The sequence below is a fragment of the Achromobacter sp. KK8 genome, assembly GCF_054188005.1.
On record NZ_CM135178.1, the window covers coordinates 6305777 to 6319098 of the forward strand.

Here is a 13322-nt window from a genome sequence, read left to right on the forward strand (position 1 = left end):
GTGCCACGCGCGCCGGCTCAAAGGAACGCGCGCGTGCCCCACCAGCCGGGCAGCAGCAGCGCCGCCGCCCACAGGAAGGCCGAGGCCCAGTTGGCGGCCTGGAACGACGCGGCGCGCATGCCGCAGATGCCGGCGATCATCGGCACGGTGGCGCGCAAGGGGCCGAAGAAGCGGCACAGCACGATGCTCAGCACGCCCCACTTCTGGATGAACACGGCGCTGCGGTGCAGGAGTTCAGGGCGTTTTCGCAGCGGCTTCAATTGCGTCAGGCCGGGTCCGAACCACACGCCGCAGGCATATTGCACCCAGTCGCCCAGCGCCGCGCCAATCGCGATCGCCAACCATACCGGCACGAAAGCGCTGTCGCCCAACCCCAGGATGGCGCCGATCGACAGCAGCAACGCCGTGCCCGGTATCACCAGCGCCACCAGCGGCAGCGACTTCAGGAACGCGAAGGCGAATCCCATCGGCGCCAGCCAGTCGGCGTGGGTGCGGGCGAAATCGACCAGCGTCTGCTGCAGGGAATGAAAGGTCTCGAACAACATGAGGCGTTACGGCAAGACAGGCATGACGCCCATGTTACGGCTTGCGCGTCAGACGATCACGTCGCGCAGGCCGCGCGGACGCCGCCGCACCAGGCCGGCCAGCCGCTCCAGCGCCTGCGCCAGGGCCTCGCGCCCGGGAATGCTGCCCAGCGAGATGCGGATGGCGTTGGGCGCGCCCAAGCCCTGGTGGAAGGCGTCCGACGAGGTCACGCTCAGGCCTTCGTCGCGCGCCACCCGTTCCAGGTCGACCGCGGTCCAGAGGCTCGGCAACGGCTGCCACAGGTGGATGCCCGCCGCCGCGGCCGGAAATGGCCCCGGCAGCAACCGGCGCGCCAATTGCTGGCGCGCATGGGCCTCGGCGCGCACACCGTCCAGGATCTGCCGCGCCGTGCCGCTGGCGATCCATTGCGTGGTCAGCACCCCCATCAGCGGCGCCGCCATCACGGCAAACGAGCGCATCGCCGCGAGCACGTTGCGGCGGCCGTCTTCGTCCGGGCTCAGCACGAACGCGGTGCGCAGGCCGGGCGTCAGGGTCTTGGCCAGCGTGGCGATGTAGAACACCGAGGCCGGCGCCAGGCTGGCCAGCGCCGGCGGCGCGTCGTCCAGGAACAGTGAATAGGGATCGTCTTCGATGATGCGCACGCCGCGGGCCGCCGCGGCGCGCGCCAGGTCGCGGCGGCGCGCCGCGCTCATGGTGTGGGCGGTGGGATTCTGCAGCGTGGGGTTCAGGTAGACCAGCCGGCCGCCGTCGCGGCAGGCGCGCTCCAGCCCGGCTGGCGTCATGCCGTCGGCGTCGGTCTCGGCCACCAGCACGCGCCGGCCCAACTGCTGCGCCGCGGTCAAGAGGCCCGGATACACCAGCGGCTCGGCGATGATGCCGTCGCCCGGCCGGCTGTAGGCCAGCATCACGGCGGCCAGGGCGGCCTGCGCGCCGGGACACACCAGCACCCTGTCCGGATCGACCCGCTCGACCGACTGCGCCAGCCATTGCGCGCCGGCCTCGCGTTCGGCGGGACCGCCGCCGGCCTGGTGATAGGTCATCATCACGCCGACGTCATGGCGTTCCATGGCCTGGGCCAGGCCGCGCCGCAGCAGGTCCTGCAGGTCGCAGCCCAGCGGCAGCGGCGGCATGTTCATGCCCAGGTCCAGCATCTGCCGCAGCGGCTGTTCGACAGGCCGCGCAATGAAAGTGCCGAGCGGCCCGCGCGCTTCGATCAGCCCGCGCTGGGCGGCCTCGGCGTAGGCGCGCGTCACCGTGGTCAGGTCCACGTCCAGGTGCTGGGCCAGGCGCCGCTGCGGCGGCAGGCGGTCGCCCGGCTGCATGCGGTTGGCGGCCACGGCGCCTTCGATGAAATCCGCGATCTGGCGGTAGCGGGGGCCGGCGCCGCGCACGAAGGCCAGGGGCCAGGATGCATACATATCGTCGTTATGCATTGTTTTTATTGCGCGGGAATGCCGCAATGTATGACTGACATGAATCGGCCAGTATGGCACAAACCCGGTTCAAGTCCATACATCGGGAACCTTGTACGGCCTTTGCCGCAGGACGTCAGTTGAAGCCCGCCGCGCGGAACATGCGGTCGTAGATGCCGCGCAGCACGGCCTGCTTGCGCAGGTTGTAGTCCGCGACCTGGTCCACGCCCTCGGCCGCGGCGTGCTTGGCCTGGGCATATCGGTCGCGGTCATCGTCGTGCCCGCGCAACCAGTCGCGGAACATCCGGTGGCGGATGTTCTCGGGACAGTCCGGGCCGAACACATGCAGGTTGACCCGCGGCGTCGACAACTGCAGGCAGCGATGCTGGTGCCACGAGGGTTCGCGGATCACCAGCACATAGCCGATGGCCTCCAGCGCCGGCACATAGGCGGCCTCGTCGGCCGGGTCGGCCACCGCCAGGTCGATGTCCACCACCGGCTTGGCCGGCAGACCCGGCACCGCGGTCGATCCGACGTGGTCGATGCGCAGCGCGGCCGGCCCCAGCGCCGCGGCGATGTCCTGCGCCAGCCGCGCATACCGCGCCGGCCAGTCGGGGTCGTAAGGCACCACGACGACCGCTTCCGGCGCCGGCTTGCCGCGCACCCACGGGTCCTCGTCCGGATCGGCGTCGTAGTGCCGCATGATGTCTTCGGGAGTGGGCATGATCTTTTCCTGCTTAAGCCAGCCGCTATTGTAGGAAAGGGGAAAGGGCGGGAAAGGCGTCAGGGCGCGGGCGGCGGCAACGCGCTCAGCCACGCGGCCATGTCGGCCGCCACCTCGCCCATGCGCGGCGTGCCGTCCGCTTCGCGCAGGCCATGATCCAGCCCGGGATAGAAGCGATAGTCGATATTGCGCCGGCCGGCGCGCTTGAGGGCATCGATCATCCGCGCCACCGAATCCGGCGACACTGACGTGTCCGCGCCGCCCTGGACGATCAACAGCGGCGTGCGCACCCGCTCCAGCAGCGCCTGCTGGTCCAGCGCCAGGGCCTGGCGCCACCAGTCATGTCCGTGATTGCTCGCCACCACGTCGGAAGACGGCGCCTGCGCCAGGGCCTGCGCAAACCCGCGGAACCCCTCGATGGCCTGCGCCTTCTCGGCAGGCGGCGCATCGCCCGTCCCGATGCTGTGCAGCACGTCATCCAGGAACCAGCGCCCGCCGCCGTTGAAGGCGATGCTGGCATCCACCAGCCCGCCGCGCGCCGCCAGCATATTAGCCACGACCGCGCCTTCGCTGCCGCCCACGGCCACCACGCGGCGGTACCCGCCCTGCTGGCGCAAGCGCGCGATCACGGCTGCGTAGTCCCGCAGGCGCTGGTCGAAATTGTCGTGCAGCAGATAGGCCCGCGGACAGTCGGCGCGGTCGCTGCCATCATCGTCGCGGTACGGCAGGGAGACATCGATGCCGTACTTGTCGACCGTAAGCAGATCGGCCCGCGGCAGCACGTGCCGCAGATACCGGCGCACGGCATGGTTGTGTGCCACGCTGTTGCAATCGGACCCCTGCACCACCACCAGCAGACTGTCGGCGGCGCGATCGGGATCGTGTTGGCGCAGGTAGTAGGCGATGGCCGAGCCGTCCGGGCGTGGCAGCCAGTGCTGCTCGGTCGGTTGGGCCTGGGCGGGCAGGCTGATGGCGAGGGCGCACGCGCCCGGCAACAACGCACGCGCAATGAAACGGCCCGGCCGATTGCAGGCCGCCAGAACCATCGCGATCAATACGTTGCGCATCCTTCCCCCCGTTTCGACTGGGCGCCGACTATACCGCAGTCATCGGCTCAGGCATCGTCGACCGTCGCCGGCCGCACCCGCACGGTCTTGCCCAGGGTGCGCGCGACCGGCGAAGCCGCCACCGCCTCGCGCGCCAGCGCGCGCTGCGCATCGGACAGCGGCGCGGCAAAGCGCAACGAGACATCGAAGCCGCTTTCGTGATCGAGACGCTCGAGCGCCACCGTCACCGTCAGCGCGGGCAGCGCCATGGCGGCCCGCTGCGCGGCCATGTCGATGGACATGCAGATACAGGCCGCCAGCGCGCTCTCGAGCAATTCGTGCGGCCGCATGCCCGTGTCGCCTCCCGCGCCAAGCTTGCGCGTATCGGATCGCACCAGGCTTTGCCCGTTGCCGATCTCGACGCCGTATGACGGCCCCACCCTGTTCGCGGTCACCATGGGACTTCTCCGTTGCCAGTGAAAAGACCCACAGCCTAAGCCGCCCCCACGCCCCCGGGAAGGCAATCGGGTGTACCGGTAGTGGCGCTACCAGGCAGGACGCAGGATCCGGCCCCGGAAACGGACGCGACAGTAACATTTCGCCGGGTAACAACGCTCGACCCAGCCCGGTCCCCCGCCGACACTGGACGTTCACCTTTCTCGTGGAGGAAAGGCCCATGTACGAGGATATCCAGAAGCAAGGGGCCAAGGCAGCGATGCACGGAGCGAGCAAGCTCGACTGCCCCTATCTCAGGCTCAACCTGTTGCCCGCCCGAAGCGCGGAACCGATCGGGCAATGGCTCGCCAAGGTGCTGGCATGGGAAGCCGGTTGGAACCGCCAGCAATGCGCGAGGACAAGAGTGATGTAGGCAGGTCAGGCAAGAGAGGGCTGTGTTTACAGCCCTTTTCCTTTAGGCGCGGGCTCGGTTGCGTCATGCCCGTCCTTGGCGCCGCGCGACGGTTGCGCGGCCTGCCGCTCGAGCGCCTGCAAGCGCGCGGCATTGGCCTGGCACAAGGTTCGATAGAACATCGCGCCGCTGGCGACCAGCAGGCCGAGATCCTTTTCGTCCAGCTTGGCGCCAAGCTTTTCCAGATGACCCGCATAGATCGCGAGCACGCTGTCCCAGGCATCAAGCGAAGGCGTGGGCGCCGGCGTCAGGATCATCAATTCCAGGAGTTCTTCGCGGTCCATACGCGCCTCCTTCCTCGTACACGGCGACAGGATGGCATGAGAGTGGTTGCACGGTCAAAACGGAAGGGTAAGCGTTGCCTACCACGGATACAGGTACTGCAACACTATTGCGGCCGATCCGCCATTTCAGTAAAACTGACGGTCCTATCACCTACTTTTGGAGGGAAGTGCAATGCATCGCGACGAAATCCAAAAGCTGGGCGCCCAAGCCGCCCGCGACGGACTGACCCTGTGGGACTGCCCCTACTACCGTGCCGCGGCCATGCCGGGACACACGGGCGAGTCGATCACGGAGTGGCGCGGCAAGGTCGAGGCCTGGGAGGCCGGATTCCTGGCCGAGACCCGATCATGGAATCCGCCCCGCGGCACCCCTCCGCCGGCAGGCCAGGCGCGGCCCCCTGTCCACTGAGCCCATCATCGCCGCCCCTGGACCCCGGGCGCCCACGCCATACCCTGCCAACCGGACAGTCAGAGCATCTTGTCACGCGCCTGTTCGGCGCGGGAAGCGCCGATAGCGGTTTCGACATTCCTGGCCTCCTCCGGAGGAGGCAGGACGGCGGGGAAGCCCAGCGCCTGGATCCACAACTCACGCGCCCAGCCCTTGGTGTGATAGAGGTGGTGGTCCTCATCCTTCTCGACGGCGTCGTGGGCGCGCTTGAGCACGCTGGCCTGCGGCCCTGACGTCTTCTGCGCCACCAGGCCGATCAATTCCCAGTTCTGGTGATCCTTGGTTTCGGCCAGCACCACGCATTCCGCGGCCACCAGTTGGGCCGCGTCCGGGTCGCCTTGCGATTTGGCGAGCTTGATGGCGGCCACGAGGCTTTCCCCGTGGTGCTTCACAACGGCCCGGCTGGGCACCGCCGCATCCGGGTCCAGGCCCAGCTCTTCAAAGACGGTCAACAACACGCGCTGGTGCGTTTTCGTCTCGTCAAGGTAACCCTGCCACTCCTTGCGCAGGTCGGCGTCGACCGTGCAGTCGAGCGCGGCGGTGTACACGAGTTCACCGCCCAATTCGGTTTCGAGCGCCTGGTACAGAAGGTCGTGAATCTGCTCGGGATTGCCTGCTTTCTTCGCCATGTTGGCCTCCTGGATATCTTCGTCGATAGGGACGAGCAGGCGCCATCAGCAAGCCTCGTGCCCGCATGCCGGGCGACTCACGGCAGCGGCCGGGCACGCCGCTTGCAGGGACTACCGGCCAACCCGTCAAAGGAAATCCACCATGAAGCCATCGCCCAATAACGACCCGCCACGGCAGCCATCGCCCAAAACGCCCGAACCGAGCAGCGAGGACCAGGTCGACATTTCATCCCGCGTGCAAGAAGGATTGAAGCAGGCGAACCAGCGGCCCCGCCCCCCCGGCCAGACGACCGCCACGGGCCACAAGGCGACCCAATTCGACGGCTCGCCGAATCCGCGCGCGGACGAGGACGACATCCTCAAACCGGCCGACGACACGCCCGCCGTGATGCCCCGACGCACCGGGTCGAAAAACCCGGCGTAGCAGGCGCCAGCATGGACCTCCCCACCTCCGAACAAGCCAGTGGCCGCAGCGTGCGTCGCGCCGGCGGCCTGCTCGGCTTTGCCATGGGCGGCTTCTTCGACGGCATCCTGCTGCACCAGATACTTCAGTGGCATCACCTGTTGTCCGCCATCCGCACCGGCATCCTGGGGGACCTGCGCATGCAGGTGGCGGTGGACGGCCTGTTTCACGCCCTGATGTACGTGGTGGCGGCGGTCGGCTTGTGGATCCTCTATCGGACGCGGGCCCACGCGCCGGCGGTCTCGCTGCGGCCGCTGTGGCCGGCGTTCTGGATGGGCTTCGGCGCCTGGCACATCATCGATGCGTTGTTCTCGCACTGGATCACGGGCATTCACCGAATCCGCATGGACACCGACATGCCCTTGTTCTGGGACCTGGCCTGGCTGGCGGTGTTCGGCCTGTTGCCGTTCATGGTTGGCTGGCGCGGCCGTTCCGCTGGCGGCGGCCCGCCAGCACGCCGGCGCCACGTCTCCATCGGCCTGCTGATTGCCGCGCTGGCCGGCGCCGCCGCGGCCAACCTCTTCCCTCTGCGCGGCGACAACGGCACGACCGTGGTGGCCTTGTTGCCGAACGCGTCGGCCACGGGGTTGCTGCAGGCGCTGGATGGCACCGACGCCCGCATCGTGTGGACGGACCGCGCTGGCGGCGTATGGGTGGTGCAAAACCTCTCGCTGCGCGAGAGCCTGTCGCTGTACGGTGCCGGCGCGTTGTATGTCAGTGGCACGACCTCGCCGGCCGGCTGCGCGGCATGGCTACAGCCGATGCAACGGGCCTCCGGCGGCCCGACGGATAGCCGGACGTAACACGGCGACGGTCAACGCGATTTACCGGGCGGCTCGTCCCGCCCCGCGCCGCTTTCCGGATCGGGCGGCAAGCCCGCCTGGCGGCGCTGCATCGGGCCACGGCCATAGGCATCCTTGCCTTGTTCGCGCCGTTGGCCGCCCGCCGGATAGCCCGACCCCGTGTCCGGATCCGGATTGGGCGTATCGTGCCCGGGTCGATCGACCTGCGGCTGGCCATTGTGCTGCTCGCTCTCGGACTCCGCGTGAAAAATCGGCTTGGACATCCTGACCTCCTTGCGCTTGGCGCTCCAGGCTCGACGGCCGGACGCCCATCGCCCGGCTCGCAGCCATGGCCATGCGGTGAGCAATCGCCATGCCGACCATGCCGACGAGGTCGTCCTTGCTGGAGGCGAATTCCCCTCAACGGGTTTCCCAATGGCCCTGCGGACGCGGTGGCGCGGCGACGAGGGCCAGGGCCGTGAACGCAAGGGCAAGGCAGAGAGCGCGCTTCATCCAGATGTTCTGCGAGGGTGACCGACGATGTCGGAATGCGCGGACACTAGCAATTCCATGCAACGGCGCAAGCGGCTGCCGCCAGCGCACATTCACCTCAGCGCCACAGATCTTCTACGAACGTCCCTCTCCATGACAGGGACCCGCGCGGCTTGTTACACTGGATTTACATTTCCACGTCACACAGTCGGACCGCAAATTGGCCGCAAAAAGCTCGACTCTTACCCGCAGCCTACGACTGTTGTCTCTGCGACAAGCCCTTGTCCTGCTCGGCCTGGCATGCTCGGCACCCGCGACATTGGTCGCCGCGCTAACGGTGTACGAAGACTATCGCCTTCACAAGGAGCGGATTTACCAGGCGACGGTGTCTATCGCCCGCAGCATGACTGTTGACTGGGAGCGGGAGATCCATGGCGTGACCGCGGGTCTGAACGTCCTTGCCGCCTCCGAAGAACTGGCTCGCGGCGACCTGCGCGGTTTTCATGCGAAGGCGCGGCAGATCGCTCAATTGCAGAACGTGGACAGCTATGTGCTTGTCGACGCCCGGCGCATGCAGATCTTGAATACGGCCCATGATTACGCCCGCCCGGCAGTCCCTGCCTCAGCGCCGCAAGGCGCGCTGGATCGGGTGTTCTCGGATCGCACTTTGATGCAAACCGATTTATTCAACACCCGGGCCACGAACCGCTATCTCGTGGCCATCGGCGTACCCGTAATCGTAAACAACGAAGTCCGATACAGCTTGCAAGCCGGCATCAGCCCCGAAGCCATCGGAAGGCTATTACGTCGCCAGGCGCTTGGCGAAGGCTGGGTCGCGGCATTGCTCGATTCACAAGGCATCATCGCCGGCCGAACACGCGAAGAATCTCGATTCATCGGCCACCCCGCGGTTCCGTCGCTTCGCCGCGCCATCGAAAATCGGGCCGAAAACACGCTGGAAAGCACAACGAAGGAAGGCGCGCCGGTCTTTACGGCCTTCACACACACCTCGGACGGGAAGTGGGCCGTGGCCGTGGGCGCACCCGCGAATTTCCTTTTGGAGGAGCTTATCGCGTCGCTGGCGAAGGTCATTCTGGCCGGGATCGCATTTGTTGGCCTTGGCGTCGCGCTCGCCGTATGGATGGCGCGTGCAATCGAACGATCCATCGCAGCCCTTATTGAACCGGCCATCGAGCTCGGCCGCGGCGGTACCTTTGTTGCCCCGCCGACGCACTTTGTGGAAACGGCCGCGCTGGGATCGGCGCTGACAGAAACTTCGCGCATGCTGGCGCGAGCGCAACAGCTGGCGTATCACGATCCGCTCACAGGACTTTGCAATCGCGTACTGTTCGGAGAGCTGGCCAGCCAAACCCTGGCGGCCGCGGCAAGCGCGCGCCGGCAAGTGGCCATACTGGCGATCGACCTTGATCACTTCAAGGACGTGAACGACACCCAGGGGCATGCGATGGGCGACGCAGTGTTGGAGTTTGTCGCCCAACGCATGAAGACCACGTTTCGCGCATCGGACATCATTGCGCGCTTCGGCGGTGACGAGTTCTTTGTTTTGATGGACGACAGCGATGCGGAGACTGCGCTATCCGCCGCAAACAACTTGATCAGATCATTGTCGCGGCCCTACCCCGGAGTAGAGGCGACTGTGGGCGCATCCGTCGGCATCTCGATTTTTCCCGCAGATGGGTCAGATCTGGCTTCGCTTCTCTCGGAAGCGGACGCCGCGCTTTACGCAGCGAAGGATGCGGGTCGAGGCCAGGCGTTGCGCCGCTCGGCACAAGACTAGCCTGCCGTCATGCCGGAGGTCCGCGCCCGCCCGCGCGCGAATGACGGATACCGAATGCCGCCGGCCTGCCGTACTGGCGGGACGGCGGCCTCCCTGTTTTCAAGCGGGGCCGGGACGTGGTGCTCCGCCACCGGTCAAGTACGGTCGCCCATCGCACTCCCGTCGCCCAGCTCAGTGCCCGTCACCGGGTCGGCGGCGGGATCCGACGCGGTACGGGCAACCAGGGCTTGCAGCGCCTGCGTTTCATCCTCGGTAAGACCTACCGATGCAAGCCCGTCCCCGTCGATCGCGCATTGCTCATCCCGTTCGGAAACGTAGTTGAAGTTCTCGTCACTGTTCCACGAACCACGCGTATCACCCTCGCCCTGCGACATGTTGAAGTAGACGTTGGCAAAGCGCGGGTCGCCCGGCAGCTTTCCGGGCGGGAAGTTCGGTTCCATCGAATAAAGCGCCTTCTCGAACGAGCGCTGGTGCGACACTTCCCGCGTCATCAGGAAACCCAGCGCTTCCTTGACGCCCGGGTCGTCAGTAGCGTTGATCAGGCGCTCATAGATGATCTTGGCCCGCGCCTCGGCGGCAATGTTCGAACGCAGGTCCGCGGAAGGGTCGCCGATGGTGTCGATATACCCGGCGTTCCAAAGCTGCCCGCCGGAGTTGACCAGCGCGGGCCCGCCGCCGAACAGCACCTGCGTAACGTGCGAATCGTTTCCCGGCCCGTTCAAGCGCCGGTAGATCTCGGCCTCGGATTCGGTGGCTTCGGCAAGCACGCCCTTGGCCCCCTTATTGAGCATGGCCACCAACGTACCGATCACTTCGAGGTGACTCAGTTCCTCGGTGGCGATATCGAGCAGCATGTCCTTTCGCCCCGGGTCGTCCTCCGCCAGTGCCTGCGTGAAGTATCTACACGCCGCCGCCAGTTCCCCCTGAGGACCGCCGAATTGCTCCAGCAGCAGATTGGCCAACCCCGGGTTGGTCTGCGCGACGCGCACGGTGTACTGCAAGCGTTTGTTGTGAGCAAACATGGTCGTCTCCCGTTTTGCCGGCCGTCATTGGCCGGGCGGGGGACCCGCAAGCAATTGCCATGCCGAAGCGTTCGCATATGGCAGCACGGGTTGCGGTACCCTATATCCGGCCAACTTCAACCCTTCACAACACCAATGCGCTTTCGCCCTGCCGTGCTTTCAGACATCCCTCATCTGGGTTCCCTCGCGCTCGCGGCGAAGGGGCATTGGGGTTACTCGGCGCGGCAACTCGAAAAATGGCGCGAGGATCTGACCCCGCAGGAAGCGTGGGTTGATGCGCGTCCGTTCATCGTCGCTGAAAACGACGCCGGCACTATCGGCTTCTACACGCTGGAGGCCGCCGATAACGGCGCGTGGGCGCTGGACAATCTGTGGATCGACCCAGAGCGGATCGGCCAAGGGTTTGGTCGCGCATTGTTCGCCCATGCGGTGGACACCGCCAGGAAACGCGGCGCAACGATATTGACGATCGATGCGGAACCCCACGCGGAAGGGTTTTACATGGCCCAAGGCGCCAGACGGAAGAAGGCTGTTCCGGCGCCAATAGAAGGAGACCCTGAACGCGTGAGACCGCAGCTCGAGCTCCGGCTCGGCTAGCAACGCGGCATGACAGGCGGTGCCGGCGCGGACGCGCCATTCGCGGCGTCCGCCGCCCGAAATTCCGCGTATGCACTTGATTCCACAGCTTATCCTGGCGCGGCAGGAGGGGCTCGAACCCCCGACCTCAGGCTTAGAAGGCCCGTGCTCTATCCAGCTGAGCTACTGCCGCGCGGTGTGTGGCTGCCCGGAACGGGTCCGGGCGGCGCATTTTACCCTGTTGCGGCCGGGCCGGGGCGCGGGCGGCGAGCCGACCCGCTTTATCAGGCGGGACGACGCATCATTCCTCGCCGAGATCGGCATGGGTGGACACCCACAGCACCAGCGCGTCCTGCTTGCTCAGGCTGATCACGCGGTGGCCCATGCGGCTGTCTATATAGAAGCTCTCGCCCGCCTTCAGTCGCGCCGGTTCATAGAACTCGGTGTACAGCTCGACCTCGCCTTCCAGCACGTAGACGAATTCCTCGCCGCCGTGGCGGCTCCAGTCCTGGAATTCATCGAACGAACGCGCCTTGACGCGGGTGTGGAACGGCATCATGCGCTTGTGCGACAGCGCGGTGCAGAGCAGGCGGTGGTCGTAATACGGGGTTTCGTACTGGCGGCCCTCGCCCTGGCGGCTGAGGCTGCGGCGGCCGGTGCCCATGTGGGCGTCCGACGCGGTGAACAGTTCGGCCACGTCCAGCTCCAGGCCGGCGGCGATCTTGATCAGGTTGTCATAGGTGGGCGAGAGCAGGCCGTTCTCGATCTTCGAGAGCGTGGACGCGGACACGCCGGTGGCCAACGCCGCCTGCTTGAGCGTCCAATCGCGCGCCTGGCGCAGGGCTCGCAGCCGTTGTGCCAACACGCTCTGTTTGTTGCCTTGCATCTGTACACCCTGTCATGCCCGCGATTGCCGCTCCCGCCACCAATCGCGCGCCTGGTAAGACCAATATGTGAGTTGAACCGCCGCCGTGCCCAGCGCGCCGCCGTTCCAGGCCAGGCCGAAGGGTTCGAACAGCCGGTAGCGCTGGCTGTCGCCGGTGATCCCTTCGGCCACGACACGGCCGCCGATGGCGGTGGTGTTCATGCCATGGCCGCCAAAGGCCGTGCAGTACCAGACATCGGGCGCCAGCTTGCCGATCTGCGGCATCAGATGCCGCGCGTAGGCCATGCGCCCGGACCACGCGGTCTCGACGCGCAGCCCCTGCAACTGGGGATAGACGCTGAGCAATTCGCGGCGCAGGGACTCGGCCAGATCGGGCGGGTCATCGACACGGGTGGTGATTCTACTGCCCCAGCCGATGCGCCCGCCATCGAGCACCCGGTAATAGTTGCCCGCGCGGCGGTCGTCGCCGATCGCGGCCTGGGTGCGGATGGCCTCGCGCACCCGGTCGCCCAGTGGTTCGGTCAGCATGATGTAGGTGGCGATCGGCAGCATCGCCCGGCGCAGCGCCGGCACCACATCGCCGGTGTAGCCGCCGGTGGCCAGCACCACGGTGCGCGCGTCGACCTGGCCGGCGGCGGTGCGCAGCTGCTTGACGGCCCCATCCAGGCGCGCCTGCGTGACGGGCGAGTCCTCGTGGATGCGCACGCCCAACCGCGCGCACTCGCGGGCCAGGGCGCGGGCATAGTTGAGCGGATGGAAATGGAATGACGCAGGGTCTTCGATGCCCTGGAAGTAGGCGTCGGACAGCAGCCGCTCGCGCACCTGCGCGCGGTCCAGCAGGCGCACGTCGCGTTGGAAGTCGCGGCGCTGGTCCTCGCAATAGCGGCGCAGCGCCTCGGCGGCCTCGTAGCGCACCACCCGCAGGCGACCATCGACCTTGTGGGCATCGGCGATGCGCAGGTCGCGGATGTTGTCGCGGATGATCTCCACGCCTTCCATCGACAGCCGGTACAGCTGGCGGTAGTGGTCTTCGTCGACGTGCCGACGGATGGCGTCGGCGCCGGCCGAGAACGCCGGCGACACCGAGCCGCCGTTGCGGCCGGATGCGCCCCAGGCGATGCGGCGCGCCTCCAGCAGCGTCACGGCGCGGCCGCGGCGCGCCAGCTCCAGCGCCGTCGACAGGCCGGCCAGGCCCGCGCCCACCACGCAGACATCGGCCTCTGCCGTGCCCGCCAGCGGCGCGTAATAGGTTTGCGCCTCGCCCAGCGTGCGCTTGTAGTAGGTGTCGATGTACTCGGTGGCCATGG

The 13322-nt window shown here is 67.0% G+C and carries 17 protein-coding genes and 1 tRNA gene; 6 read left to right on the plus strand and 12 right to left on the minus strand.

What is annotated here, in order from left to right:
* Positions 1 to 17: 17 nt before the first annotated feature.
* From ACVN9Z_RS28985 to ACVN9Z_RS29005, 5 genes are all read right to left on the minus strand, one after another.
* A complete protein-coding gene (locus tag ACVN9Z_RS28985) occupies positions 18 to 545 on the minus strand; it encodes a DedA family protein (protein WP_006387561.1) in 528 nt (175 codons plus the stop codon).
* A 48-nt stretch (positions 546 to 593) separates the two neighbouring features.
* On the minus strand, positions 594 to 1979 hold the full coding sequence (locus tag ACVN9Z_RS28990; protein WP_081004598.1) for an aminotransferase-like domain-containing protein: 1386 nt from the start codon (positions 1977 to 1979) through the stop codon (positions 594 to 596).
* 115 nt (positions 1980 to 2094) lie between these two features.
* Positions 2095 to 2682 (minus strand): GrpB family protein, encoded by a 588-nt coding sequence (locus tag ACVN9Z_RS28995; protein WP_458212949.1) that lies wholly within the window; start codon positions 2680 to 2682, stop codon positions 2095 to 2097.
* Between the two features lie 59 nt (positions 2683 to 2741).
* On the minus strand, positions 2742 to 3749 hold the full coding sequence (locus ACVN9Z_RS29000) for an alpha/beta hydrolase family protein (RefSeq protein WP_458212950.1): 1008 nt from the start codon (positions 3747 to 3749) through the stop codon (positions 2742 to 2744).
* Positions 3750 to 3796: 47 nt separating this feature from the next.
* The gene (locus tag ACVN9Z_RS29005; protein WP_006387558.1) at positions 3797 to 4186 is read right to left on the minus strand and encodes an OsmC family protein; all 390 of its coding nucleotides are present in this window, start codon (positions 4184 to 4186) and stop codon (positions 3797 to 3799) included.
* 218 nt (positions 4187 to 4404) lie between these two features.
* Between ACVN9Z_RS29005 and ACVN9Z_RS29010 the strand changes: the two genes are divergently transcribed.
* A complete protein-coding gene (locus tag ACVN9Z_RS29010) occupies positions 4405 to 4596 on the plus strand; it encodes a CrpP-related protein (RefSeq protein WP_053500266.1) in 192 nt (63 codons plus the stop codon).
* A 26-nt stretch (positions 4597 to 4622) separates the two neighbouring features.
* On the opposite strand, the gene ACVN9Z_RS29015 is transcribed toward ACVN9Z_RS29010, so the two are convergent.
* Positions 4623 to 4919 carry a hypothetical protein gene (locus tag ACVN9Z_RS29015; protein ID WP_051429100.1) on the minus strand — a complete coding sequence of 99 codons (297 nt, stop codon included), beginning with the start codon at positions 4917 to 4919 and terminating at the stop codon, positions 4623 to 4625.
* Between the two features lie 172 nt (positions 4920 to 5091).
* Between ACVN9Z_RS29015 and ACVN9Z_RS29020 the strand changes: the two genes are divergently transcribed.
* Entirely contained in the window at positions 5092 to 5328 is a 237-nt protein-coding gene (locus tag ACVN9Z_RS29020; RefSeq protein ID WP_155869527.1) for a CrpP-related protein, read from the plus strand.
* A gap of 59 nt (positions 5329 to 5387) precedes the next feature.
* Here ACVN9Z_RS29020 and ACVN9Z_RS29025 read toward each other — a convergent pair whose 3' ends face one another.
* Positions 5388 to 5996: a hypothetical protein gene (locus ACVN9Z_RS29025; protein WP_006387553.1), complete on the minus strand. Its 609-nt coding sequence runs from the start codon at positions 5994 to 5996 to the stop codon at positions 5388 to 5390.
* 142 nt (positions 5997 to 6138) lie between these two features.
* Here ACVN9Z_RS29025 and ACVN9Z_RS29030 point away from each other — a divergent pair, with 142 nt between their 5' ends.
* The gene (locus tag ACVN9Z_RS29030) at positions 6139 to 6420 is read left to right on the plus strand and encodes a hypothetical protein (protein ID WP_458212951.1); all 282 of its coding nucleotides are present in this window, start codon (positions 6139 to 6141) and stop codon (positions 6418 to 6420) included.
* 11 nt (positions 6421 to 6431) lie between these two features.
* The gene (locus ACVN9Z_RS29035) at positions 6432 to 7262 is read left to right on the plus strand and encodes a DUF2243 domain-containing protein (RefSeq protein WP_006387551.1); all 831 of its coding nucleotides are present in this window, start codon (positions 6432 to 6434) and stop codon (positions 7260 to 7262) included.
* 11 nt (positions 7263 to 7273) lie between these two features.
* On the opposite strand, the gene ACVN9Z_RS29040 is transcribed toward ACVN9Z_RS29035, so the two are convergent.
* A complete protein-coding gene (locus ACVN9Z_RS29040) occupies positions 7274 to 7525 on the minus strand; it encodes a hypothetical protein (protein ID WP_006387550.1) in 252 nt (83 codons plus the stop codon).
* 545 nt (positions 7526 to 8070) lie between these two features.
* Here ACVN9Z_RS29040 and ACVN9Z_RS29045 point away from each other — a divergent pair.
* Complete coding sequence (locus tag ACVN9Z_RS29045; protein ID WP_131727912.1) at positions 8071 to 9531, plus strand: sensor domain-containing diguanylate cyclase; 1461 nt, start codon at positions 8071 to 8073, stop codon at positions 9529 to 9531.
* A 134-nt stretch (positions 9532 to 9665) separates the two neighbouring features.
* On the opposite strand, the gene ACVN9Z_RS29050 is transcribed toward ACVN9Z_RS29045, so the two are convergent.
* Entirely contained in the window at positions 9666 to 10553 is an 888-nt protein-coding gene (locus ACVN9Z_RS29050) for a manganese catalase family protein (protein ID WP_020928996.1), read from the minus strand.
* Positions 10554 to 10706: 153 nt separating this feature from the next.
* Between ACVN9Z_RS29050 and ACVN9Z_RS29055 the strand changes: the two genes are divergently transcribed.
* Positions 10707 to 11150 (plus strand): GNAT family N-acetyltransferase, encoded by a 444-nt coding sequence (locus tag ACVN9Z_RS29055; protein WP_158070860.1) that lies wholly within the window; start codon positions 10707 to 10709, stop codon positions 11148 to 11150.
* 95 nt (positions 11151 to 11245) lie between these two features.
* Here ACVN9Z_RS29055 and ACVN9Z_RS29060 read toward each other — a convergent pair.
* The 3 genes from ACVN9Z_RS29060 to ACVN9Z_RS29070 all read right to left on the minus strand — a co-directional run bounded on the left by ACVN9Z_RS29060 (position 11246) and on the right by ACVN9Z_RS29070 (position 13320).
* A tRNA-Arg gene (locus ACVN9Z_RS29060) sits at positions 11246 to 11322 on the minus strand.
* A 108-nt stretch (positions 11323 to 11430) separates the two neighbouring features.
* Positions 11431 to 12015, minus strand: a complete 585-nt coding sequence (locus ACVN9Z_RS29065; protein ID WP_006387546.1) for a helix-turn-helix domain-containing protein — start codon at positions 12013 to 12015, stop codon at positions 11431 to 11433.
* Positions 12016 to 12027: 12 nt separating this feature from the next.
* Positions 12028 to 13320: an NAD(P)/FAD-dependent oxidoreductase gene (locus tag ACVN9Z_RS29070; RefSeq protein WP_058207631.1), complete on the minus strand. Its 1293-nt coding sequence runs from the start codon at positions 13318 to 13320 to the stop codon at positions 12028 to 12030.
* Positions 13321 to 13322 lie beyond the last annotated feature (2 nt).